The sequence below is a fragment of the Burkholderiales bacterium genome (assembly GCA_015075645.1).
Taxonomy (GTDB): Bacteria; Pseudomonadota; Gammaproteobacteria; order Burkholderiales; family Casimicrobiaceae; genus VBCG01.
In genome coordinates this window covers 48,611-69,729 of record JABTUF010000004.1, presented here as the reverse complement: position 1 = coordinate 69,729, position 21,119 = coordinate 48,611, and the positions used below count along the sequence as shown (strand labels likewise).

The 21,119-nt window shown below is 71.2% G+C and carries 22 protein-coding genes; 11 read left to right on the top strand and 11 right to left on the bottom strand.

Translation table 11 applies throughout. The features are described 5' to 3' along the window. Nucleotides 1–17: 17 nt before the first annotated feature. Both HS109_10690 and HS109_10685 read right to left on the bottom strand, forming a co-directional pair. Nucleotides 18–821 carry an HpcH/HpaI aldolase/citrate lyase family protein gene (locus tag HS109_10690; protein ID MBE7522837.1) on the bottom strand — a complete coding sequence of 268 codons (804 nt, stop codon included), beginning with the start codon at nt 819–821 and terminating at the stop codon, nt 18–20. Between the two features lie 11 nt (nt 822–832). Beyond that, nucleotides 833–1,204 carry a hypothetical protein gene (locus HS109_10685; protein MBE7522836.1) on the bottom strand — a complete coding sequence of 124 codons (372 nt, stop codon included), beginning with the start codon at nt 1,202–1,204 and terminating at the stop codon, nt 833–835. A 295-nt stretch (nt 1,205–1,499) separates the two neighbouring features. On the opposite strand from HS109_10685, the gene HS109_10680 reads away from it, so the two are divergent. The 6 genes from HS109_10680 to HS109_10655 all read left to right on the top strand — a co-directional run bounded on the left by HS109_10680 (nt 1,500) and on the right by HS109_10655 (nt 6,342). After that, on the top strand, nt 1,500–2,207 hold the full coding sequence (locus HS109_10680) for an AzlC family ABC transporter permease (protein MBE7522835.1): 708 nt from the start codon (nt 1,500–1,502) through the stop codon (nt 2,205–2,207). After that, on the top strand, nt 2,192–2,521 hold the full coding sequence (locus tag HS109_10675) for an AzlD domain-containing protein (protein MBE7522834.1): 330 nt from the start codon (nt 2,192–2,194) through the stop codon (nt 2,519–2,521). The genes HS109_10680 and HS109_10675 overlap by 16 nt, the downstream gene beginning before the upstream one ends. A gap of 55 nt (nt 2,522–2,576) precedes the next feature. Then, entirely contained in the window at nt 2,577–3,419 is an 843-nt protein-coding gene (locus HS109_10670) for a MoxR family ATPase (GenBank protein MBE7522833.1), read from the top strand. Between the two features lie 180 nt (nt 3,420–3,599). Next, a complete protein-coding gene (locus tag HS109_10665; protein ID MBE7522832.1) occupies nt 3,600–4,193 on the top strand; it encodes a GNAT family N-acetyltransferase in 594 nt (197 codons plus the stop codon). Between the two features lie 31 nt (nt 4,194–4,224). Then, nucleotides 4,225–5,118 carry a prenyltransferase gene (locus tag HS109_10660; protein MBE7522831.1) on the top strand — a complete coding sequence of 298 codons (894 nt, stop codon included), beginning with the start codon at nt 4,225–4,227 and terminating at the stop codon, nt 5,116–5,118. 48 nt (nt 5,119–5,166) lie between these two features. Beyond that, a complete protein-coding gene (locus HS109_10655) occupies nt 5,167–6,342 on the top strand; it encodes a VWA domain-containing protein (protein ID MBE7522830.1) in 1,176 nt (391 codons plus the stop codon). A gap of 169 nt (nt 6,343–6,511) precedes the next feature. On the opposite strand, the gene HS109_10650 is transcribed toward HS109_10655, so the two are convergent. After that, a complete protein-coding gene (locus HS109_10650; protein ID MBE7522829.1) occupies nt 6,512–7,159 on the bottom strand; it encodes a hypothetical protein in 648 nt (215 codons plus the stop codon). Between the two features lie 285 nt (nt 7,160–7,444). On the opposite strand from HS109_10650, the gene HS109_10645 reads away from it, so the two are divergent. Further along, a complete protein-coding gene (locus HS109_10645) occupies nt 7,445–8,110 on the top strand; it encodes a hypothetical protein (protein ID MBE7522828.1) in 666 nt (221 codons plus the stop codon). A 31-nt stretch (nt 8,111–8,141) separates the two neighbouring features. Here HS109_10645 and HS109_10640 read toward each other — a convergent pair whose 3' ends face one another. Continuing rightward, entirely contained in the window at nt 8,142–9,335 is a 1,194-nt protein-coding gene (locus HS109_10640; protein ID MBE7522827.1) for a mandelate racemase, read from the bottom strand. Nucleotides 9,336–9,700: 365 nt separating this feature from the next. Between HS109_10640 and HS109_10635 the strand changes: the two genes are divergently transcribed. Then, the gene (locus HS109_10635) at nt 9,701–10,015 is read left to right on the top strand and encodes a cupin domain-containing protein (protein MBE7522826.1); all 315 of its coding nucleotides are present in this window, start codon (nt 9,701–9,703) and stop codon (nt 10,013–10,015) included. A gap of 192 nt (nt 10,016–10,207) precedes the next feature. Here HS109_10635 and HS109_10630 read toward each other — a convergent pair whose 3' ends face one another. After that, nucleotides 10,208–10,684 (bottom strand): copper chaperone PCu(A)C, encoded by a 477-nt coding sequence (locus tag HS109_10630; protein ID MBE7522825.1) that lies wholly within the window; start codon nt 10,682–10,684, stop codon nt 10,208–10,210. Between the two features lie 219 nt (nt 10,685–10,903). Between HS109_10630 and HS109_10625 the strand changes: the two genes are divergently transcribed. From HS109_10625 to HS109_10615, 3 genes are all read left to right on the top strand, one after another. Continuing rightward, complete coding sequence (locus HS109_10625; protein ID MBE7522824.1) at nt 10,904–12,934, top strand: ribonucleoside triphosphate reductase; 2,031 nt, start codon at nt 10,904–10,906, stop codon at nt 12,932–12,934. 81 nt (nt 12,935–13,015) lie between these two features. Beyond that, entirely contained in the window at nt 13,016–13,201 is a 186-nt protein-coding gene (locus HS109_10620; protein ID MBE7522823.1) for a hypothetical protein, read from the top strand. Nucleotides 13,202–13,308: 107 nt separating this feature from the next. Beyond that, the gene (locus HS109_10615) at nt 13,309–13,998 is read left to right on the top strand and encodes an anaerobic ribonucleoside-triphosphate reductase activating protein (protein MBE7522822.1); all 690 of its coding nucleotides are present in this window, start codon (nt 13,309–13,311) and stop codon (nt 13,996–13,998) included. Between the two features lie 71 nt (nt 13,999–14,069). Here the strand turns inward: HS109_10615 and HS109_10610 are convergent, their stop codons facing one another. The 6 genes from HS109_10610 to HS109_10585 form a co-directional block, all read right to left on the bottom strand. After that, on the bottom strand, nt 14,070–14,453 hold the full coding sequence (locus tag HS109_10610) for a DUF4440 domain-containing protein (GenBank protein MBE7522821.1): 384 nt from the start codon (nt 14,451–14,453) through the stop codon (nt 14,070–14,072). 65 nt (nt 14,454–14,518) lie between these two features. Further along, entirely contained in the window at nt 14,519–15,427 is a 909-nt protein-coding gene (locus tag HS109_10605) for a COX15/CtaA family protein (protein ID MBE7522820.1), read from the bottom strand. Then, complete coding sequence (locus HS109_10600) at nt 15,424–16,857, bottom strand: cbb3-type cytochrome c oxidase subunit I (GenBank protein ID MBE7522819.1); 1,434 nt, start codon at nt 16,855–16,857, stop codon at nt 15,424–15,426. Before HS109_10600 ends, HS109_10605 begins: the two co-directional genes overlap by 4 nt. Next, a complete protein-coding gene (locus HS109_10595; GenBank protein ID MBE7522818.1) occupies nt 16,854–18,512 on the bottom strand; it encodes a hydrogenase iron-sulfur subunit in 1,659 nt (552 codons plus the stop codon). Before HS109_10595 ends, HS109_10600 begins: the two co-directional genes overlap by 4 nt. An 84-nt stretch (nt 18,513–18,596) precedes the next feature. Next, a complete protein-coding gene (locus tag HS109_10590; GenBank protein ID MBE7522817.1) occupies nt 18,597–19,115 on the bottom strand; it encodes a hypothetical protein in 519 nt (172 codons plus the stop codon). Between the two features lie 3 nt (nt 19,116–19,118). Further along, nucleotides 19,119–21,056 (bottom strand): cytochrome b N-terminal domain-containing protein, encoded by a 1,938-nt coding sequence (locus tag HS109_10585; protein MBE7522816.1) that lies wholly within the window; start codon nt 21,054–21,056, stop codon nt 19,119–19,121. Nucleotides 21,057–21,119 lie beyond the last annotated feature (63 nt).

The window sequence follows — 21,119 nt, the reverse complement described above, 5'->3', positions numbered from 1 at the left end:
GCCTGACACCCCGGCGGTCAGTAGGACCCTTGCGCGGAGGGCGCGGAGGCGTGCGGCGTGCCGCGCGCCTGGCCGAGCCACTCCTGCGCGCGGCCCATCATCATGCTCATGTCCGAGCCGATCGCGACCCAGGAGTAGCCGTAGCCGACGTAGCGCGCGACCATGTCGGGATTCGGGCCGATGATGCCGGCGGGCTTGCCCAGGCGTTTGCAGACCTGCGCGGCGTGGGCGAGCTTCGCCTGCACGTCCGCGTGCGCGGCGTCGCCCAGCAGTCCCATCGAGGCGGACAGGTCGGCCGGCCCGACGAAGATCGTGTCGACGCCCGGCACCCGCGCGATCGCCTCGATTTGGTCGAGGGCGGCTTGCGTCTCGACCTGCACGGCGACGCAGATCTCGCTCGCCGCGACCCGGAAGTAGTCGGGCACCGTCCCGTAGCGGCTCGCGCGGTGCACGCCCGCCGCGCCGCGGATGCCGTCGGGCGGATAGCGGGTGGCCTCGACCGCGCGCGCGGCCTCGCGCGCGTCCTGCACGAACGGGAACAGGAGCGTCTGCGCGCCGGCGTCGAGCGCGCGCTTCGCCATCACCGCGTCGTTCCACGGCACGCGCGTGACCGGCGAGGCGTTCGTCCCCGCGACCGCGCGCAGCAGTTCGATCATCTGCGGCGGGTCGACCGGCACGTGTTCCATGTCGACGACGAGGAAGTCGAAGCCCGCGCAGCCGAGCGCCTCGGCGGTCGACGGCGCGCCGCTCATGAGCCAGGCGCCGTAAATCGTGCGTCCGGCGGCGATCGCGTGCTTGAAGGCGTTGCGCGGCAGGTCCATCGCGGCCTCCGTCAGTGGGGACGCGGCGCCATCGTCGGCGCGGTGTCGGAGAGGAACTTGCCGAGCCCCTCGACCTGTCCGCGGTCGAGCATGAGCGCGATCCAGCCGAACGTCGGCGTGCGCACGCCGAGCGCGACGCGCGTCTGGTCGGGCGTGATCTGCGCGGCGAAGAGCGGCGTGTCGAGCGCGGGGCACGAACCTTCGGTCGGATTCGGGCCGACCCCCGGGTTCATCGTCGCGCGAAGATCGCCCAACTGCAGCGCGAGGCGCTCGACCTCGGCGGCGCCCAGGGTGATCGGGCCGCCGGGCAATTGCAGGACGACGCGCTCGCGCGTCTCGTTCAGTTCGAAGCGGATCTGGCCGGAATCGGGGCTCGTTGCCATGGCGCGGGCACGCGGGATGCGAAGCCCCGCAGCATATCAGCCGAAGGCGCTTGCGAGCGCCGCGGCGATCTCACCGACCGCATCGTCGGAGAGCCCGGGATGGAACGGCACGCCGAGCAGGCGTTCGCCGATCGCGTCCGCGTTCGGCGTCGGCGAGTGCGAGACGTGGCCGAAGGCGGGCTGGCGGTCGATGGTCGGCCGACGGCCGCCGCGAGGCGGGGCTCACGTAACATTCGACTTCCCGACGCGCGGAGGGTGCGGCTCCACCCTCTCGCGATCCTCGCGTTCTCTTCCCATGCGCCACCTCGTCGCCACCAAGGACTTCCGCGAGGGCTTCGTCGACATGCTGCCCGCCTGCGTCGGGCTCGCCCCGTTCGGCGTCGTGTGCGGGGTCGGCGCGGCGTCGGCGGGCGCGGACTGGCTCGTCGCGCTGGGCATGGCGCTCGTCATCTTCTCGGGCGCGGCGCAGATCCTCGCGGCGCAGCTCTACGCGGCGAACGCGCCGGTCGCGATCATCGTGCTCACCTGCTTCGTGCTGGGCCTGCGCTTCCTGATGTACAGCGCGTCGATGGCGCCGTACCTGCGACCGTTGCCGAAATCGTGGCAGCGCGGGCTCGCGTTCCTGCTCACCGACCAGGCGTTCGCGGCGGCGATCCGGCGGTTCCACGCGAAGGACGACCCGCGCGGCGGCGGGCTCCATTTCCTCGGCAGCGGCGTCGCGATCTACCTGAACTGGATCGTGACCAACATGACCGGGTACTTCGCCGGAGCGTCGATCCCCGCGTCGTGGTCGCTCGACTTCGCGGTGCCGTTGTGCTTCATCGCGCTGGTCGCGCCGCTCTTCCGCAGCGTGCCGTCGATCATCGCCGCGGCCGTGGCCGGTGCGGCGGTGCTCGCGCTCGCCGGGCTCCCGATGCGTCTCAACCTGGTCGCGGCGGGACTGATCGGCATCGTCGCGGGCACGCTCGTCGACCTCTCGGCGGAACGATGCAAGACTCGCTGACGCTCTGGATCGTGATCCTCGCGGTGGGCGCGCTCAACTACCTGTCGCGCCTGTCGTTCATCGCGTTCTTCGCGAACCGCGAGATGCCGCCATTGCTCGCGCGTGCCCTGCGCTACGTGCCGGCGGCGATGCTCACCGCGCTGGTGCTGCCGATGGTGCTGACACCTTCGGCGGCCGGTGCATTGGCGGGGATGAATCCGCGCATCCCCGCGGCGATCCTCGCAGCCGTCGTCGCGTATTTCACGCACAGCACGCTGAAGACGCTCGCGGCCGGCATGGCGACGCTCTGGCTCCTCCAGGCCGTCGCCGGCTGAAGCGCGAGATCGACGGCGCGGTATCATCGGCGTTTCCCCCGCGATCGTTTCCGCCATGCGCTTCGAAGGCACCGATTCCTACGTCGCCACCGACGACTTGAAGCTCGCGGTGAACGCGGCGATCGCGCTCGAGCGCCCGCTCCTCGTCAAGGGCGAGCCGGGCACCGGCAAGACGCTCCTCGCGATCGAGGTGGCGCGCAGTCTCGGGCGCCCGCTCTACCAGTGGCACGTCAAGTCGACCACCAAGGCGCAGCAGGGGCTCTACGAGTACGACGCGGTGTCGCGGCTGCGCGATTCGCAGTTGGGCGAGTCGAAGGTCGCCGACATCGCGAACTACGTGAAGAAGGGCGTGCTGTGGGAGGCGTTCGAGTGCGAGACGCCCGCCGTCGTGCTGATCGACGAGATCGACAAGGCCGACATCGAGTTCCCCAACGACCTGCTGCGCGAGTTGGACCGGATGGAGTTCTACGTCTACGAACTCCACCGCACGATCGAGGCGCGCCACCGGCCGCTCGTCGTCATCACGTCGAACAACGAGAAGGAGCTGCCAGACGCGTTCCTGCGCCGCTGCTTCTTCCATTACATCCGCTTCCCCGACCGCGAGACGATGACGAAGATCGTCGACGTCCACTACCCGGGGCTGAAGAAGGCGCTGCTCGCCGAGGCGCTGGAGGTGTTCTTCGGGCTGCGCGAGGTGCCGGGGCTCAAGAAGAAGCCGTCGACCTCCGAGCTCCTCGACTGGCTGAAGCTGCTGCTCGCCGAGGACATCCCGCCCGAGGCGCTGCACAGCGCCGACCGCCGCGCGGTCATCCCGCCGCTGCACGGCGCACTCCTCAAGAACGAGCAGGACGTCCACCTGTTCGAGCGGGTCGCGTTCATGGCGCGGGCGGGGCGGTAGGACGCTGCTGTGGGTCGGGCTTCAGCCCGACGCAATTGGCCGTTGTGGGTCGGGCTTCAGCCCGACGGCGCGACGCAGTGTCGGCCTGAAGGCCGACCCACAGGATGGGGCGGTGGGTCGGGCTTCAGCCCGACGGGACGAGGCAATGCCGGCCTGAACGCCGGCCCACGGGGAGAAGGAATGGCGCGTTTCATCGAGCCGGTCACGTTGAAGGGGCGCCATGCGACGCTCGAGCCGCTTGCGGCAACGCACGCCGATTCGCTCGCGGCGGCGGCCTCCGACGGCGAGCTGTGGCGGCTCTGGTACACCGGCGTCGCCGCGCCGGACCGGATGACGCAGTACGTGGCGGCGGCGCTCGACATGCGCGAGCGCCTGGGCGCGATGCCGTTCGTGGTGCGCGACGCGTCCGGCGCCGTCTCGGGGTGCACGCGCTACTTCAACGTCGACGCCGCGAACCGCCGCCTCGAGATCGGGCACACCTGGTACGCGAAGCGCGTCCAGCGCACCGCGGTGAACACCGAGTGCAAGCTGATGCTGCTCACGCACGCGTTCGAGACGCTCGGCTGCATCGCGGTCGAGTTCCGCACGCACTGGTTCAACTTCGCGAGCCGCGAGGCGATCGCGCGGCTCGGCGCGAAGCAGGACGGCGTGCTGCGCAACCACCAGCTCCTCGCCGACGGGTCGAGGCGCGACACCGTGGTGTTCTCGATCATCGACGGCGAGTGGCCGGCGGTGAAGCGGCACCTCAGCTTCCAGCTCGACAAGCCGCGCTGAACCGGGGCCCGGGCGCAGGCGGCGCGCCGCGATGAACGCGACCAGGCGTCTGTTCGGTCCGATGCGCGTGCCGTTCCTCGCGCTCACCGTCGTGTGCGTCGGGCTCGGCATCGCGACCGCCCATCAGGCGACCGGGGAGGTCGCGTGGCGCCACGCCGCCCTGGCATTGATCGCCGCGCTCGCGGCACATGTCAGCGTCAACGCGCTGAACGAGTACCTCGACTTCCGCAGCGGGCTCGACCTTCGCACTGCGCGCACGCCGTACTCGGGCGGGAGCGGCACGCTTCCCGCCGATCCTTCGGCCGCGCCGATCGCGCTGGCGGTCGCGGTGCTCGCGCTCGTCGTGGCGGTCTCGAGCGGCCTGTGGCTGGTGGCCGAGCGGGGGCGGGCACTCGTTCCGCTCGGCGTCATGGGAGTCGCGCTCGTGCTCGCGTACACGACCTGGCTCACGCGCCACCCGGTCGCCTGCCTGATCGCGCCCGGCCTGGGATTCGGGCCGCTCGTCGTCGTCGGAACGCACATCGCGGCCGCGGAGCGCTACGACGCGATCGCCGGCGTCGCCGCGCTCGTACCGTTCTTCCTGGTCGACGCGCTGCTGCTGCTCAACCAGTTTCCCGACGTCGAGGCGGACCGCATCGCCGGCCGGCGCCACGCGCCGATCGCGTGGGGTCGGCCACGCGCCGCGCGGGTGCTCGCGGCGCTGTACGCGCTCGCCTACGCGACGATACTCGCCGCCGCCGTCGTCTGGAACGCTTTGCCCTTGCCGTGCCTGCTGGGGTTGCTCACCTCTCCGCTCGCGCTCCTGGTGACGCGTGACGCCGTGAAGCACGCCGACGATCCGGCGGCGCTCGCGCCGGCCCTGGGCCGCAACGCGATCGTGTGCCTCTCGACGCCGGCCCTGGTGGCGCTCGGCCTCGTCCTCTGACGCCCCCCCGGCGTACAATCGCTCGCGCCCTTCCGCACCATGCGCATCGTGCTCGTCGACTTTTTCCTGCACCTCAAGTCGTTCCGGCTGCCGGTCAGCACGCGGGAATTCCTGACGCTGCTCGAGGCGCTCGAGGCGCGCGTCGTCTCGCTGTCGATCGACGACTTCCACACGCTCGCGCGCGCGACGCTGGTGAAGGACGAGCAGCACTTCGACCGCTTCGACCTCGCGTTCGGCAGCTACTTCAAGGGCGTGGACGCGATCTTCGACATCCGCGCGAAGATCCCCGAGGAGTGGCTGAAGCGCGAGTTCATGCGCACGCTCTCCGAGGAGGACAAGCGCATGGTCGAGGCGCTGGGCGGCCTCGACAAGCTGATGGAGCGCTTCAAGGAGCGGCTCGCCGAGCAGCGCAAGCGTCACGCCGGCGGCAGCAAGTGGATCGGCACCGGCGGCACGAGCCCGTTCGGCGCCTACGGCTACCACCCGGAAGGCATCCGCATCGGGCAGTCGGAGGGCGGCTCGCGCCGCGCGGTCAAGGTGTGGGACGCGCGCGAGTTCGCGAACCTCGACGGCGACGTCGAGCTCAACACGCGCAACCTCAAGGTCGCGCTGCGGCGCCTGCGCAAGTTCGCGCGCGAGGGCGTGCCGGAGGAGCTCGACCTCGACGGCACGATCGAGGGCACCGCGCGCAACGCCGGCTGGCTCGACTTGAAGCTCCAGCCCGAGCGGCGCAACCGGGTGAAGGTGCTGCTGTTCCTCGACGTCGGCGGGTCGATGGATCCGCACGTCGAGGCCTGCGAGCAGCTCTTCTCGGCGGCGAAGAGCGAGTTCCGCCACCTCGAGCACTTCTACTTCCACAACTGCATCTACGACCACGTGTGGCGCGACAACCAGCGCCGCCGCAGCGAGCGCACCTCGACGCTGGAGTTGATCCGCACCTACGGCCCCGACTGGCGCGTCGTCATCGTCGGCGACGCGGCGATGAGTCCCTACGAACTCCTCGAGACGCACGGCAGCGTCGAGTACGACAACGACGAGCCGGGACTCGCGTGGCTCACGCGCCTGTTCGAGCACTTCCGGCACCGCATCTGGCTCAATCCGGAGCCGCCGCGCGCGTGGGAGTACACGCGCTCGACGCAGATCGTGCTGAAGACGCTCGGGCCGCGGATGTTCCCGCTGACGCTCTCCGGCGTCGCGGAAGGCATCGACGCGTTGCGCAAGTAGCGAAGGGCTCGGTTTGAAGGCAAGGCGTCGGCCTGAAGGCCGACCCACGGGGAGGGGTGGGTCGGGCTTCAGCCCGACGGAGTTCGTGCGCATGGCAGCGAAAGGCGTCGGCCTGAAGGCCGACCTACGGGATGCGGTGTCGGCCTGAAGGCCGACCCACGGAATCGCGTCAGCGCACGCGAAGCGTTGCCCCCGCCGTCGCGAGCCGTTCGTTCGCGCATTCGAGCTTGAGCCGGAAGTCGTACGAACCCGCTGACGGCCGCATCGCCTCCAGCGCGAGCGGCACGCGAATCCGCCCGCCGACCGCGAGATCGAAGCGTGCGGAGCGGCCGTGCAGGTAGCCGTTCTGCGCCGAATACCCGTCGACCATCGCGTAGCAGTCGCGCAGCGGTTCGACACCACTGTTCGCGACCTCGACCGGCAACGGCGCCACCGGATGCGCCGAGGTCATCTCGGCCGTGCCTGACACGCGCAGTTCCACACCGCGCCCGGTGAGTCGCGCCTCGAGGGGCAGCAGCGCGCCGCTGTCGGCCACGAGGAACGCCGGGATGAAGAGCAGCGCGGCGACGCCCACCACGCCGACGAGCAGGATCGCGAGGTCCGCGGCCATCACGATGCCGGACTTCGGCAGCGACGCGCCGCGGCCGGACGCGCCCCAGGTGCCGGCGTCGAGCGGGTTCAACGATTCGCGCACGCGCACGCCCAGCCGGCTGCCGAGGCGCGCCATCAGCCAGGGCCGCACGCGGGCGAAGAAGAGCGCGATCCACGCCCAGTAGATCGCGAGCAGGACGACACCGAGGACGACGGCAGGAGTCATCGAAGCGGCGCGGGAGGAGGGGTGGACTGGATTGTCCCGGCGGCGGCGAGGATTGCAACCGGTTTCGCCAGCGGCGTACCTGAGGGCTGGCTCCGATCGCGAGACGGTCCGGAGGCTGCCTGAGGCTGGCGACCTTCGGGGTTGCGCCGCCTGGTCGCGATCCAGCGGACATCGGCGGCAATGCAGTTCATCCACCGGAATGACCCGAACGCGGTCGGACCGGGTATCGACCCCGCGGCCGAGCCGGCGTATCGTCGCGCCGATGCTTCGACGGAACTGCCGGCGATGACCGAACCCGCGGTGGTTGCTCCGACGAAGCCCGAGCGCGTCGACCTGCTGCCACTCATCGCGGCGAACGTGGCGCCGATCGCCGGGATGCTGTTCCTCGGCTGGTCGCCGCCCTCGCTGGTCGCGCTCTACGCGGTCGACACCGCGCTCGCGACCTTCGCGCTGGTGTGGCTGGTGATGGAGCACATCACCGAGGCCAACTCGCCGGATCGCGGCGTCGTGCGCGTCGCCAAGCTCGGCTTCGCCGCGCTCTTCCTGGGCACGCTCCTCACGGCGATCCTCGTCGGCCCGATGGTGCTGATGCTGGGCGAGGGTGCGTGGGCGCTCTCGAAGCCGTGGCTCGACCGCGGCTTCCAGGGCGCGCTCGCGGCGCAGGCCGCCGGATCGGCCTGGTCGCTGGTCTCGATGCACCGCATGCTGGGCGAGCGCAGCGACGACGACGCGGTGCTGAAGCGCGAGTTCCAGTTCCTCGTCGCGCGCTGGGTCGTCGTGCTGGGCGTCGTGTTCCTCGGCGTCGCGAGCTTCCTCGGCGAGCGGTTCGGCGGCGCGCTGATCGTGATCGTCTACTGCGGCGCGACCGTGTGGTTCCGGATGTTCCCGGAGCGCGCGAACCGGATGTTCTTCCCCGACAAGGCGAAGCCGCCGGGCTCCACCGCGCGCTGACGTCGCTCGCGCGCGGGGAAGCGACCGGCCGTCAGTGCGCGAGCAACCCTCTGACGGCGGCTTCGTTCCACTCGATGCCCGTCCCCGCGATCTCGCGCGCGCGGGCCATGCCGTCGCGGATCTCCAGCGGCTCCGCGAGGATCGGCGACGCCCAGTCGACGAACTCCAGCCAGTGCCGGGTCGGCGTCGCGGCCATCAGGTGCACGCTGACCTCCGGGAACAAATGCGTCGAGATCGGCATGCCCGCGGCGTCCGCGAGCGACGCCGCCTGCATCCAGCCGCTGACGCCGCCGATCTTCATCGCGTCGGGCATGCCGAGATCCGAGGCACCGGCGTCGAGGCTCGCCGCCATCTCGCCCGGCCCCCACCAGTTCTCGCCCATCTGGATCGGACAGGTCGATCGCGCGCGGACCCGGGCGTAGCCGCGGTAGTCGTGCGCGAGGCACGGTTCCTCGATCCATTCGAGTCCCTCGTCCGCGAGCGCGCGCACGCGAAGTTCGGCCTCGGCGACCGACAACGCCTGGTTGTAGTCCGACATCAGGCGAACTCCGCCACCGATCGCGGACCGGACGGCGCGAACGACCGCGAGATCAGTGGCGAGGTCGGGGTACCCAAGGCGCACCTTGATCGCCGCGAACCCCGCGCCGGCCAGTGCCTCGGCCTCGGCGGGCGCGGCGTCGGCGCCGATGAGTCCCAGGCCGCAACTGTTGTAGGCCGGAACGGGCACCGGATCGGCGCCGAGCGCGCGCGCCAGCGGCTGTTGCCCGGCCTTCGCGAGCGCGTCCCACGCCGCCATGTCGATGCCGGCGAGCGCCATGCCGACGACGCCGGTCGTGCCCAGCAGGCGGAATCGCGCGCCGAGCAGCCGGCTGATCTCGAGCGGCGCCGCGGAACACCCGGCGAGCACCGGCCCAAGGTTGGCGAGCAGGTCGCACACCGGCTTCAGCACGAGCGGCGTGTAGCAGAACAGGTAGGTCCGTCCCGTGATGCCTTCGTCGGTGTGCAGGTCGATCAGCGCGAGCGGCGCGGTGCGGACGGAGCCGTTGCTCGTCTGCAGCGGCCGCCGCATCGGCACGTCCACGGCGCGCACGGCGAGATTGCGGATGGTCAACCTGCCTGCTGCACCCACGATGGCCTCCTCTGCCGGGGAAGAACCGCGCTCATGTGCGGCGCCACGCCGCGTTCGCGCCGGCCGGCGCGCGGACAAACGCAACGCGCGGGTCATGATAGGACAAGTGGAGTGAGGATCCACGCAATTCGATGATCGGCACATGGCAAGCCTCGCCGACCTGCGGGACTCGCCGGATCGGGGAGGCGGGTCATGCCGCGCACGCCTCGGCCTGCCCTCGCCGGGCAACGACGCGCTCGACCGTCACGGGCACGGGGCGGCAGATCGTGTTGCACACCGGCGAGTGCCGTTGGGCGAACGCGATGAGTTCCGCCAAATCCTCGTCGCTGCAGTCTCTTTCGATGTCCATGGCGACCCAGATCGATTCGTAGCCGGCGGGGACGCTGTCGTCGAGGAGTAAAGGGGTCAGACTCGATTGATCCGAGCGATCGCGCGAGGTCGAACAATCGAGTCTGACCCCTTTGACACAGCGGATCCCGCTGCAGCGCTTCGACGTCCCGGGCACCGCCTACGAGACGGTGATCGGCATGGCGGTGATCGCCCCCAACGTGTCGATCGGCCGCCACGTCCATCCGGGGGTGGAGTCGGGCTACGTGATCGAGGGCAGCGCAGAAATGCTGATCGACGGCCAGCCGCCGAGGCTCCTCGAGGCGGGCGACTCCTACGTCATTCCGGCGCGTACGGTGCACGACGCCAAGGCCGGGCCGGAGGGCGCCCGGGTCATCGCGACCTACGTCGTGGAGAAGGGACAGCCCCTCGCGTCCCCGGTCGACTGAAGCGGCTTCGGCCGGGTACGGATCGGCCGCGGGATGCCTCGATCGTTTCCGGCCTCATCGATCCTGCTGCGTCGGTGCGGCCGGCGACGTGCGGTTCTTGCGGAAAAGGGCAAAGGGGTCAGACTCGATCGATCGCAATTGATCGGAGCGATCGCGGGGGTCGAACAATCGAGTCTGACCCCTTTGATGCGATCAGTGCTTCGCCGGCGGCGCGCCGGCGGTGAGCGCGCGCACCGGCGCCTGCACGTCGATCGTGAAGCGCTTGCCGGCCTTGTCCTCGAACGTGAGCGTGACCGGGATCCTGTCGCCTTCGCGCGCCTGCGCCTTCAGTCCCATCAGCATCACGTGGTAGCCCCCCGGTTCCAGCACGACGCTCCGGCCGGCGGGAAGGTCGAGGCGCTTCACGGCGGACATGCGCATCACTCCGCCCTCGTGCTTCATCTCGTGGAGTTCGACGACGGCCGCGGCGGGCGACGACGCGCCGACGAGCGCTGCGTCGGTGGACGCCTCGAGCCGCATGAACGCGCCGGTCGACTTCTGCGCCGGGACGGTGCCCCGGACCCAGGGGTCGTGGACCGCGACCTGGGCCAGTGCAGGCTGCGCGAACGCGAAAGCCAGCGCGGCGAACGCGAGGCGGGGGAAGAGTCGGGTGGCGGTAGCGCGATGCATCGGCCGATTCTATCGGACCCGGACTTCCGCCGGATCCGCGCCGAACGAGAACCATGATGGTCCGGTCCCGCGCAGTCTTGACCCGGATCAAGAATTCGGGGGTTGGCGCCGAGGCCCGGTTGCCGCCCCAACATCGTGGGGCTAGGCTCGACCCGGACCACAAGGGATGGTGGTCCGGCGGGGATTGTCGCCGCCGGACGCCGGCAAGGGGGAAGCAGGATGAGCGCACCGACCGGGGCCGCAGCGGCCGCGTCACCGCAGGCCATCGTCAAGCGCGACGGGCGCCGCGTGGCGTTCGACGCCTCGAAGATCGCCTCGGCGATCGAGCGCGCGGGCGCCGCGACCGGGCAGTTTCGCGCCGACGAGGCGGCCCGGCTGACCACGCTCGTCGTTCGGGCCGTCACGGCGCACGATGCCGGCGGCACGCCCGGCATCGAGACGATCCAGGACGCCGTCGAACGGACGCTCGTCGCCGAAGGCTGGTTCGAGACCGCTCGCGCCTACATCGTCCACCGCGAGCGCCACGCGCGCCTGCGCGAGGACAAGCGCACGATCGTCGACGTCGCGGCGTCGATCGACGAGTACCTCGAGCAGCGCGACTGGCGCGTCAACGCGAACGCCAACCAGGGCTACTCGCTCGGCGGGCTGATCCTCAACGTGTCGGGGAAGGTCGTCGCGAACTACTGGCTCTCGCACGTCTACTCGCCGGAGATCGGACGCGCGCACCGCGAGGGCGACGTCCACATCCACGACCTCGACATGCTCGCCGGCTACTGCGCCGGCTGGTCGCTGCGCCGGCTCCTGTTCGAGGGGCTGAACGGCGTGCCGGGCAAGGTCGAGGCGGGCCCCCCGAAGCACATGTCGAGCGCGGTCGGGCAGATCGTGAACTTCCTCGGCACGCTGCAGAACGAGTGGGCCGGCGCGCAGGCGTTCAGCTCGTTCGACACCTACATGGCGCCCTACATCCGCGCCGACGCGATGGCCTACGACGAAGTCAAGCAGTGCATCCAGGAGTTGATCTACAACCTGAACGTGCCGTCGCGCTGGGGCACGCAGACGCCGTTCACCAACCTGACCTTCGACTGGACCTGTCCCGACGACCTGCGCGAGCAGGTGCCGGTGATCGCCGGCCGCGAGATGCCGTTCACCTACGGCGACCTCCAGGCCGAGATGGACATGATCAACCGCGCCTACATCGAGGTGATGACCGAGGGCGACGCGAAGGGGCGCGTGTTCACCTTCCCGATCCCGACCTACAACGTCACGCCGGACTTCGACTGGGACCACCCGAACGCCGAACTGCTGTTCGCGATGACCGCCAAGTACGGGCTGCCGTACTTCCAGAACTTCCTGAACTCCGAGCTGAAGCCGAACATGATCCGCTCGATGTGCTGCCGGCTGCAGCTCGACCTGACCGAGCTCCTGAAGCGCGGCAACGGGCTCTTCGGCAGCGCGGAGCAGACCGGTTCGCTCGGCGTCGTGACCGTCAACTGCGCGCGCCTGGGCTACCTCCACGCCGGCGACGAGGCGGCGCTCTACGCCCGCCTCGACGAGTTGCTCGGCTGGGCGCGCGACAGCCTGGAAGTCAAGCGCAAGCTGATCCAGCGGCTGATCGACCAGGGGCTCTTCCCGTACACGAAGCGCTGGCTCGGGACGCTGCGCAACCACTTCTCGACCATCGGCGTGAACGGCATCAACGAGATGATCCGCAACTTCACGCGCGACGCCGAGGACATCACGACCGAGGCGGGCACCGCGTTCGCGCTGCGCCTGCTCGACCACCTGCGCGAGCGCATCCGCGGCTTCCAGGAGGAGACCGGCCACATGTACAACCTCGAGGCGACGCCGGCCGAGGGGACGACCTACCGGTTCGCGAAGGAGGACCGCAAGCGCTGGCCGGACATCCTGCAGGCGGGCACGCCGGCGACGCCCTACTACACGAACAGCTCGCAGCTTCCGGTCGGCTTCACCGACGACCCGTTCGAGGCGCTCGCGCGCCAGGACGAACTGCAGCGCAAGTACACCGGCGGCACCGTGCTGCACCTGTACATGAACGAGCGGATCTCGTCGGCCGCCGCGTGCAAGGCGCTGGTGCGCCGGGCGCTCGAGCGCTTCCGGCTGCCGTACCTGACCGTGACGCCGACGTTCTCGATCTGCCCGACCCACGGCTATCTCGCCGGCGAGCACGAATTCTGCCCGAGCTGCGACGACGAGCGGCTCGAGGAGAAGCGGCGGCGGCTCGCCGCGTGAACCACAGGCCGCGGTCGCCCGCGGCACGACAGGAAGCCGGCCGACGCCGGCGCGACCCGACAGGAGGACACGATGAACGACATGACCGAACTCCACCGCATCGCGCAAGCGAGCATCACGCTGACCGACGACGAGCGGCAGCGCTGCGAGGTGTGGACGCGCGTGATGGGCTACCACCGACCGGTGGCGTCGTTCAACATCGGCAAGAAGGGCGAGCACGCGGAGCGGCGGTTCTTCCGCGAGTCGTGCGCGACGCGCCACCTGTGACCGTTGCGGCGCCGGTCCCGCGCGACGCGGTGGCCGAGCCTCGCGCGGGCGGTGCGTTCGTGGGTCGGCCTTCAGGCCGACGCTCTTCGGCCGGCGATTCGCCGCGGCTGCCGGTCGGCGGGCTCGTGCCGTTCACGGCGGTCGATTTCCCTGGAAAGCTTTCGGCCGTTCTCTTTCTGCAGGGATGTCCGTGGCGCTGCGGGTACTGCCACAACCCGCACCTGCAGCCTTCGCGCGGCGAACACGAGATCGCCTTCGACGCGATCCTGCGCTGGCTCGACGGGCGACGGGGCCTCCTCGATGCGGTCGTGTTCTCGGGCGGCGAACCGACGGCGCACGCTGGCCTGCACGACGCGATCGGCGAGGTGCGCGATCGGGGATTCGCGATCGGGCTGCACACCGGCGGAGCGTACCCGCGCCGGCTGGCCGAGGTCCTGCCGCTCGTCGACTGGATCGGCTTCGATGCGAAGGCGCCTTCGGGCGGATACGCGGCGGTCACCGGCGTCGCCGGCAGCGATGCCGCGGCGACGGAGAGCCTGCGGCGCGTCGTCGATTCCGGCGTCGCGCACGAGATCCGCACGACCGTGCATCCGTCGCTCGTGCCGGACGATGCGCTGCTGCGACTCGCCGATGAACTCGCCGCGCTGTTCGTGCGGCAATGGGTGCTGCAGCCGTTCCGTCCGACCGGCTGCGCCGACACCGCGCTCGTCGCCGCGGCACCGCGCGGCGCGCGCATCGACGCGGCGCTCCTCGCGCAATTGCGCCTTCGGGTACCGGACACCACCGTGCGCGCGTAGCTCCCCGATGCCGGATTCGCGCCCGGCAGCTCGAGGCGTGGGTGGCGGCGCGAGCCCGGCCGCGACGTCGCTCAGGGAGCGCCGGCCGAACCGAAGGGGCTGTCGATCGCGAGGAGCCAGCAGCCATCCGGCTGGCGGCGGATGACGTCGGAGGTTTCGCCCGCGAGGTGGATCGGGCTGCCGTCGGGCGCCTTCGCGTCGAGCGTCCAGCGCGCGAAGACGACCGCGATGTCGTCGGCCTGCAGCGTCCGGATCGACTCGAAGCGGAACGTGCCCTTCATCGCGAGGAACGCCGAGAGCGACTCGCGGATCGCCGAAGGCCCGCGCGCGACCTTGCCCGGCTGCGGGACGAGAATCGCCGTGGGCTCGTAGAGCGACAGAAGCGCGTCCATGTCACCGGCGGCGAAGTGCCGGCCGAACAATGCGTGGACGTCCTCGGGCTTGCGTGCGGCCATCATCGTTCCTCGTCGGGGGCGGGGTGTAGCATGCGGCGCACGCTACACGCGAGGGCCGCGGCCGGTCAACCGGAACGGCGGCGGAACACGGCCGCGGCGAGCGCGGCGACGAGGAACGCGGCGAACGCGTTGTGCGCGAGCGTGGCGGGGAGCGAGGGCTGCGCGAAGGCCGCCGCCGCCCCCGACACGGCCGCGCCGAGCGCCGTCAGGACCGTCGCGCCGGCGAGCGCGCGCTGCCTGCGCAACGACCACGCGGCCGCGAACGAAGTCGCGAGCGCGGCGATCGCGAGCAGGCGATGGAGCACCACGAGCGCCGCGGCGCCGTCGGGCGGGCGGACGCGTCCCGCGACCACCTCGATCCGCCGCAGCGGATCGAGCGCGCCCGACCCCGCGACCGAGGCGAGATCGGCGCCCGGGCAATCGAACGCCGCCGGACAGGAGGTGAGCGCGTACTGCGCGCCGATCATGCCGCCGGTCGCGACTTGTGCGAAGACGACGAGGAGCGCGATGAGCGCGAGCGTCGTGCTCCCGGACGACCGGATGCCGGCGATCCGCACCGCGAGTACGACGAGCGTCGCGAGGAGCGCGAAGCCGCCGACGAGATTGCCGAGCGCGATCGCCGGCACGCGCGCGCCGGGCGTCGCGATGCCCAGTGCGGCGAGGCCGAGCGCGATCGCGAGCGCGAGCCACGCCAGCCTCCGCTCGGCGTCGAACCCGCTCCGCGCACGCAGCGCCAGGAACGGGATGAGCGCGGCCATGATGAGCGCGGCGGACGCCGCGAAGCGGTGGACGAGCCGCGCGAAGAACGCCCCGGGGATCGCCTGCGGCGGATCGACGACGCCATAGCATGCAGGCCAGTCGGCGCACATGAGGCCGGCGAGCGAATGCCGCAGCCACGCGCTCGCGACGATCACCATGAACACCGCGCCGGCCGCGCCGATCGCGAGCCGCCGCGCGAGGACGACGCCGTTCACGCGGGGCGCTTCCGGTCGCGCACCGCGAGCGCGACGACGACGATGAACAGCACGCCGCCCGCGACCGCGACGAGTCCGCCCGCGCCCATGAGCCCCATCCCGGCGATCTCGCCGGCCGAGCGCAGCACCTGTTCGCCGCCTGCGACCTTGCGCTGCACGCCGTAGCCGCCCGACCAGAGGAGCCCGGTGACGTGCATCAGCTGCCCGGCGCCGTAGAGCACCGATTGCCACACCGCGAGCCGCGGACGCGGCGGCGCGGCGCCGAGCCGCGGCAGCAGCCAGTACGCGAGCCCCATCATCGCGATCGTGACGCCGACGATCGCGCCGTGGTAGTGCGCCGGGATGCGGACGTCGCTGCCGCGGATCAGGAAGCCGATGACGCCGCCGGCGCCGAACAGGACCATCGACACGACGAGCGCGGCGACGAGCGGCCTCGCCTCCGCGGCCATCGGGGCGGCACGAAGGCGCCGCGCGAGACCCACCGCGATCGCGGCGGCGACCACCGGAATCGCGAGCGTGCCGCCGATCCGCATCAGCCAGGTCTGCATCCGGTGATGCTCGACCGACGTGACGTCCCAGGCGAGGTAGACGATCGTCGTCGCGAAGACCGCGACGAGCTGGATCCCGAACAGGAGCGCGACGACGCGCGGCGAGATCGGCACGCGGACATCGGCGGCATCCGCGAGCACGAGCCAGGCGACGAGCAGCAGGAGCGTCCACGCGAACTGCAGCACGTGGCCGCCGCCCCAGAACGCGAGTTCGTACCACGCGCGCGGTTCGAGCGAGGGCGGCACCGCGGCGATCGACCACGCGAACGCGAGGATCGCCACCGCGCCCGCGACGAGCGACGCATTGATGCCGAAGCGGAGCGCGCCGGACCCGTCGAGGCGCACGCCCACGAGCGGCGAGGCCGACAGTCCCCGCAGCACCAGCAGCGTCGCGCCGGCTCCGAAGGTCGCGAGTCCGGCGAGGAACACCGGGCCGTCGATCACCGGGATGTAGTTCGCCATGATCGGGGCGGCGGGATCGAGGAACGGCGCGACGGCGATCAGCATGGCGCCGATCGCGCCCAGCGAGAGCGCGATGCGGCCGGCGACGATCCCGCGCGTGGTGCTGTTGAGGCTCCAGATCGTGCCGGCGAACGCGACGAACCAGACGAGCACCGAGAGGTCGACGTGCGCGACCAGCACGGTGCGGAAGAAATCGCCCGCAGGCAGGAAGCGGCCGACACCCGGCGTGCGCGCGAGGGCGAGGAAGACGGCGAGGAGGCCCGACGCGGCGAGCGCGCCCACCCCGAGCGCGAACCATCCGGTCGCGAGCGCCGCGCGTGCGTCGTGCGGGACGTCGATCGTGTAGCGGCCGGAGTCGGGGACGGCGTCGGAGCGCACGGCGGTCGCGCGGCCGCGGTCGGGCGCGGTGGCGGCGGTCATGGCGAGGCCGCCATTCTAGACGGCTCGCGTTTGGGCGCGACCACCGACCGGTGTTCCGCATCGGGCAACGCGGCCAGGTCGCGGCGGAACGAGGCGAGCGCGGCGTCGAGCGCCGCGCGGTCCGGTGGACCGGCCCAGGCGATGCGCACGCGCTCGCGCGGCACGACCGCGCGCAGCTTCGGCGCGCGGTCGCCGGCGAAACGCTCGCCGACCCAGTCCTGGCCCAGCCGCCAGACGCAGTCGCCTTCGCGACATCCGGTGACGAGCACGCCGTCCGCGCCGCTGCGCAGCGCGTAGTCGACGAACGACGGCGGGAGTTGCGCGGTGCACAGGAGCGGGAGCGCGGCGGTGTCGCGGTCGCGCAACGAGCGGACGTCGATCGCCTCCTCGCAGCCGACGACCACCACGCGCGGCGAGCGCGCCGCGCCCTCCCGCCGGGAGGCGGCGATGCGCGCGAGTTCGCGTTCGAGCGTCTCGCGCATCGCGCCGATCGGCTTCTGCGGCATGTCGATGCCGGACACGAGGTCCGCGACCGAGCGGAACGGCACCGACGACGGACACGCGCCGGCGCAGATGCCGCAGCCGGCGCAGCGGTCGGCGGCGACGCGCGCCTCGAACGGATGCGCCCGGCCGTCGGAGCGCGGCACCATCTCGATCGCGTCGTACGGGCAGTCGGCGACGCAGCGGCGGCAGCCGTTGCAGAACTCGAGCGCGACGACCGCGGCTTCGGGCCGCGGTGCGCGCGCCGCGCGCGAGCGCCAGGGCAGCGACAGCAGCAGCGCCGCCGCGGCCGCGACCACCGCCCACAGCGCCTGCGGCGAGGACGCGTCCTGCAGCGCGTGCGGCGCCAGGTAGAACCAGTCGAGGGCGAGGGTTTCCGGAACCGTCGCGAGATCGGCGGGCGCGTGACTCGTCACCGGCACGGCGAGCGAGACGAGCACGAGCGCGGCGAGCGTGCCCCACGCGACCGTTCTCGCGGGCTGCGTCGCGGGGCGCTTCAGGCGCTGCACGTGCGCCCACATGAGCGCGAGCGTGGCGAGCGGGATGCCGATGTGCAGGAAGATCAGGAGCGAGAACAGCCGGTCGTCGATCCGCGCGTTGGCGTCGAAATTGCCCGCGAGCGGCTCGGCGAAGATCGGCAGCACGTCGAGCCACTCGGTCGTCGCGACGATCGAGTATTGCGCGAGCCGGTCCCAGACGAGCCAGAATCCGACCAGGCCCGATCCGTAGACGAACGCGACGAGCGCCACCCCGGTGATCCAGGCGTAGCGATGGACGTGCGCGTAGCGTCCGTGCGCCCATTCGCGCGCGAGGTGGAGCATCGTGACGAGGATGAACGCGTCCGACGCGTAGCGGTGCAGGCTCCGCGCGAGCGCGGATCCCGGCCACGCGTTCGCCGACATCCGCTCGACCGAGGCCCAGGCGCCGTCGGCGCGGGTGTCGAACAGGACGTAGACGTAGATGCCGCTGACCGTGGCGATCCAGAAGAGGATCCAGGCGAGCCCGCCGAGCGTGCGCCAGGGATTCGCGCGCGGAGGAAACGCGGCGTCGAACGCGACTTCGATGCGGTCGAACGCGGCGCGGGCGACCGATCGCACTCCGCCGCGCGCGGCGCCGCCGGCGTCGGATGGCTCGTCGGAAGCGGGCGACCGCATGAATCCACTCTACGGGGACCGCGCGCGCGCGTCATTGACGTGCGCCAAAGATTGCCCGGGCCGGTCCCGCGCCCCCGCCGCGACTCAGGAACGGAACAGCCAGCCGCCGGACTTCGCGTCGAAATCGAGCAGCAGGATCGCTCCGGGCGCGAGCGTGACCGTGGCTTCCTTCACGTGCCCGAATCCCGGCTCCGGCGAGTCGCCCAGTTTCGCGACGACGCGATGCTCGCCCGCGGGCACCGCGACCCGGCGGTAGAACGTCGAACTGCCGTCCCGCGCGAGCCCGGAAGGCGGCAGGACCTCGGAGACGATCGTGCGGCCGTCGAGCGCGATCTCGACGGCGACCGGGACGCGCTCGCGCGGGCAGACGCTGGCGGCGCGCATGTTGGGCGCGAGCTTCGCGAGTTCCTCGGGTGTGCGCTCGCGGCAGGCCTCCTTGCGCTGTCCGGCGTGCTGCAGCGACACCTTCACGAGCGCGGTGTCCGGAGGGATCGGATGCCATTCCGGGCGGACGGCGAAGTAGGCGAGCGCGACGCAGAACGCGGCGTAGCCGACCGCCTGGCCGGCGTAGCTCACGACACGGTTGACCGGATAGGCACCCATCGCTCACGCCCCTCCGAGGCGGACGGCGTCTTCCTCCGGCGTCTCGCGCGCGAGATGCGGCGAGAGGCGGAAGGCATCGGAGAAGCAGTCGTTCGGATCCATGCCGCGTGCGCGGAACGCCGGGTGCGCGGCCTCGACCATCGCGACCGAGCCGCAGGCGTACACCTGGTGGTCGGCGAGCGACGGATAGTCGGCGAGGATCGCCTCGTGCACGAGGCCGGTGCGCCCGGTCCAGCGATCGTCGGGACCGGGATCGGAGAGCACCGGCACGAACGTGAAGTTCTCGTGCTCGCGCGCCCAGCGCTCGCACAGTTCGCGCGCGTACATGTCGCGCGCCTTGCGCGTGCCCCAGTAGAGCACCATCGGCCGCTTCATGCCCTTGGCGAACGCGTACTCGACCATGCTCTTGACCGGGGCGAATCCGGTCGCGCCCGCGACGAACACGATCGGCTTCTTCGAGTTCTCCCGCAGGAAGAACGACCCGAGCGGGCCCTCGAACTCGACCGGATCGCCGACGCGCATTTCCTCGAACACGTGCGTCGTGTAGCGGCCGCCGGGCACGCGCCGGATCTGCAGTTCGATCCGGCGGCCGTCGCCCGGCGCCGTGGCGAACGAGAAGCTGCGCTTCTGCCCGTCGGGCAGCAGCACGTTGATGTACTGGCCGGCGTAGAAGTGCAACTCCTCACCGCGGTCGACCGCGAGGTGGACGATCATCACGTCCTCCGCCGCCTTCGCGATCGAGGCCACCTTGGCGTGCCAGACGCGGGGGACGTTGCCGCCGGGGAGCGCGACCGGCTGATACTCGATCTCGACGTCGGTCGTCGGCGTGGCGATGCACGCCAAGACCTTGCCGGCGCGGCGCTCGTCGTCGGTGAGGACGTCGGACTGGTACGCGGCGAGTTCGACGTCGCCGTACAGGACCGTGCACTTGCACTGCCCGCAGCCGCCGCTGCGGCAGTCGTAGGGCATCGGGATCGACTCGCGCAGCAGCGCCTCGAGCAGCGATTCGCCGCCCCGCGCGGGAACGATGCGGTTGTCCGGACGCACCGCGACGTGGCGGATCACCTTCGATTCGCGCTTCGGCGGCAGCCACGGCAGCGCGAGCGCGAACACCGTGGCGCCGATGACCACCGCCCACACCAGCGCCGGCCCCCACACGTCGTGCGCGGCGAGCGCCGGCAGATAGAACCAGTCGAACGAGATCGACGTCGGCACCGTCATCAGGTCGGCCGGCGGGAGCGACACCGCGGGCCGCACGATCGACAGGACGACGAGGGCGACCGTCAGCGGGATCGCGATCGAGCGCGGCGGGCGGGTCTTGGCCCCCGGCACCCGCTGCGTGTGCACCCACAGGAGCCCCAGCACGCCGAGCGGCAGCCCGATGTGCAGGAACGACAGCAGTGAGAAGAGCCGGTCGTTGACCGCTTCGGGCGTGATGAAGTTGCGCACCAGCGTTCCGCGGAAGATCGGCAGCCAGTCGAGCCACTCGGTCGTCGCGACGACGACGAACTGCGCGAGGCGGTCCCAGGGCAGCATGTAGCCGTTGATGCCCGAGATGTAGACCAGCCACAGCAGGACGACGCCCGACACCCACGAGAACCAGCGGAACGCGCGGTAGCGGTCGAAGGTGAAATGGCGGACGACGTGCAGCAGCATCGTCAGCACCATGCCGCCGGAAGCGTAGCGGTGCAGGCTTCGCATGATGCCGCCGACCCAGCGCTGTCCGTGGGTGATCGCCTCGACCGAACTGAAGGCTTCGACGACGCCGGTGGAGAAGAACACGTACAGGTAGAGTCCGCTCGCGACGACGATCCACAGCAGGAAGTGGCTGATCGCGCCCAGGTGGTAGAACGGGTTGGACGCCTCGCCGAAGGCCCGGTTGAAGATCCGTTCGACCGCGAGGAACACGGCCTGTCCGGAGCGTTGGATGAGGCTCAGCATCGCGTGGGGGAAGTCGAATCAGGCGAGAAGATCCCGGCCGCGGGCGGAGGCATGTCGCCCGGG

Excerpts from the sequence above, each read along its gene's own strand:
- HS109_10645 (MBE7522828.1), top strand. The coding sequence starts at position 7,445 with ATGACCGAACCCGCGGTGGTTGCTCCGACGAAGCCCGAGCGCGTCGAC.
- HS109_10665 (MBE7522832.1), top strand. The coding sequence starts at position 3,600 with ATGGCGCGTTTCATCGAGCCGGTCACGTTGAAGGGGCGCCATGCGACG.
- HS109_10630 (MBE7522825.1), bottom strand. The coding sequence starts at position 10,684 with ATGCATCGCGCTACCGCCACCCGACTCTTCCCCCGCCTCGCGTTCGCC.
- HS109_10600 (MBE7522819.1), bottom strand. The coding sequence starts at position 16,857 with ATGACCGCCGCCACCGCGCCCGACCGCGGCCGCGCGACCGCCGTGCGC.
- HS109_10650 (MBE7522829.1), bottom strand. The coding sequence starts at position 7,159 with ATGACTCCTGCCGTCGTCCTCGGTGTCGTCCTGCTCGCGATCTACTGG.
- HS109_10685 (MBE7522836.1), bottom strand. The coding sequence starts at position 1,204 with ATGGCAACGAGCCCCGATTCCGGCCAGATCCGCTTCGAACTGAACGAG.
- HS109_10625 (MBE7522824.1), top strand. The coding sequence starts at position 10,904 with ATGAGCGCACCGACCGGGGCCGCAGCGGCCGCGTCACCGCAGGCCATC.
- HS109_10675 (MBE7522834.1), top strand. The coding sequence starts at position 2,192 with ATGCAAGACTCGCTGACGCTCTGGATCGTGATCCTCGCGGTGGGCGCG.
- HS109_10670 (MBE7522833.1), top strand. The coding sequence starts at position 2,577 with ATGCGCTTCGAAGGCACCGATTCCTACGTCGCCACCGACGACTTGAAG.
- HS109_10590 (MBE7522817.1), bottom strand. The coding sequence starts at position 19,115 with ATGGGTGCCTATCCGGTCAACCGTGTCGTGAGCTACGCCGGCCAGGCG.
- HS109_10585 (MBE7522816.1), bottom strand. The coding sequence starts at position 21,056 with ATGCTGAGCCTCATCCAACGCTCCGGACAGGCCGTGTTCCTCGCGGTC.
- HS109_10595 (MBE7522818.1), bottom strand. The coding sequence starts at position 18,512 with ATGCGGTCGCCCGCTTCCGACGAGCCATCCGACGCCGGCGGCGCCGCG.
- HS109_10690 (MBE7522837.1), bottom strand. The coding sequence starts at position 821 with ATGGACCTGCCGCGCAACGCCTTCAAGCACGCGATCGCCGCCGGACGC.
- HS109_10610 (MBE7522821.1), bottom strand. The coding sequence starts at position 14,453 with ATGGCCGCACGCAAGCCCGAGGACGTCCACGCATTGTTCGGCCGGCAC.
- HS109_10680 (MBE7522835.1), top strand. The coding sequence starts at position 1,500 with ATGCGCCACCTCGTCGCCACCAAGGACTTCCGCGAGGGCTTCGTCGAC.
- HS109_10620 (MBE7522823.1), top strand. The coding sequence starts at position 13,016 with ATGACCGAACTCCACCGCATCGCGCAAGCGAGCATCACGCTGACCGAC.
- HS109_10660 (MBE7522831.1), top strand. The coding sequence starts at position 4,225 with ATGAACGCGACCAGGCGTCTGTTCGGTCCGATGCGCGTGCCGTTCCTC.
- HS109_10640 (MBE7522827.1), bottom strand. The coding sequence starts at position 9,335 with ATGACCCGCGCGTTGCGTTTGTCCGCGCGCCGGCCGGCGCGAACGCGG.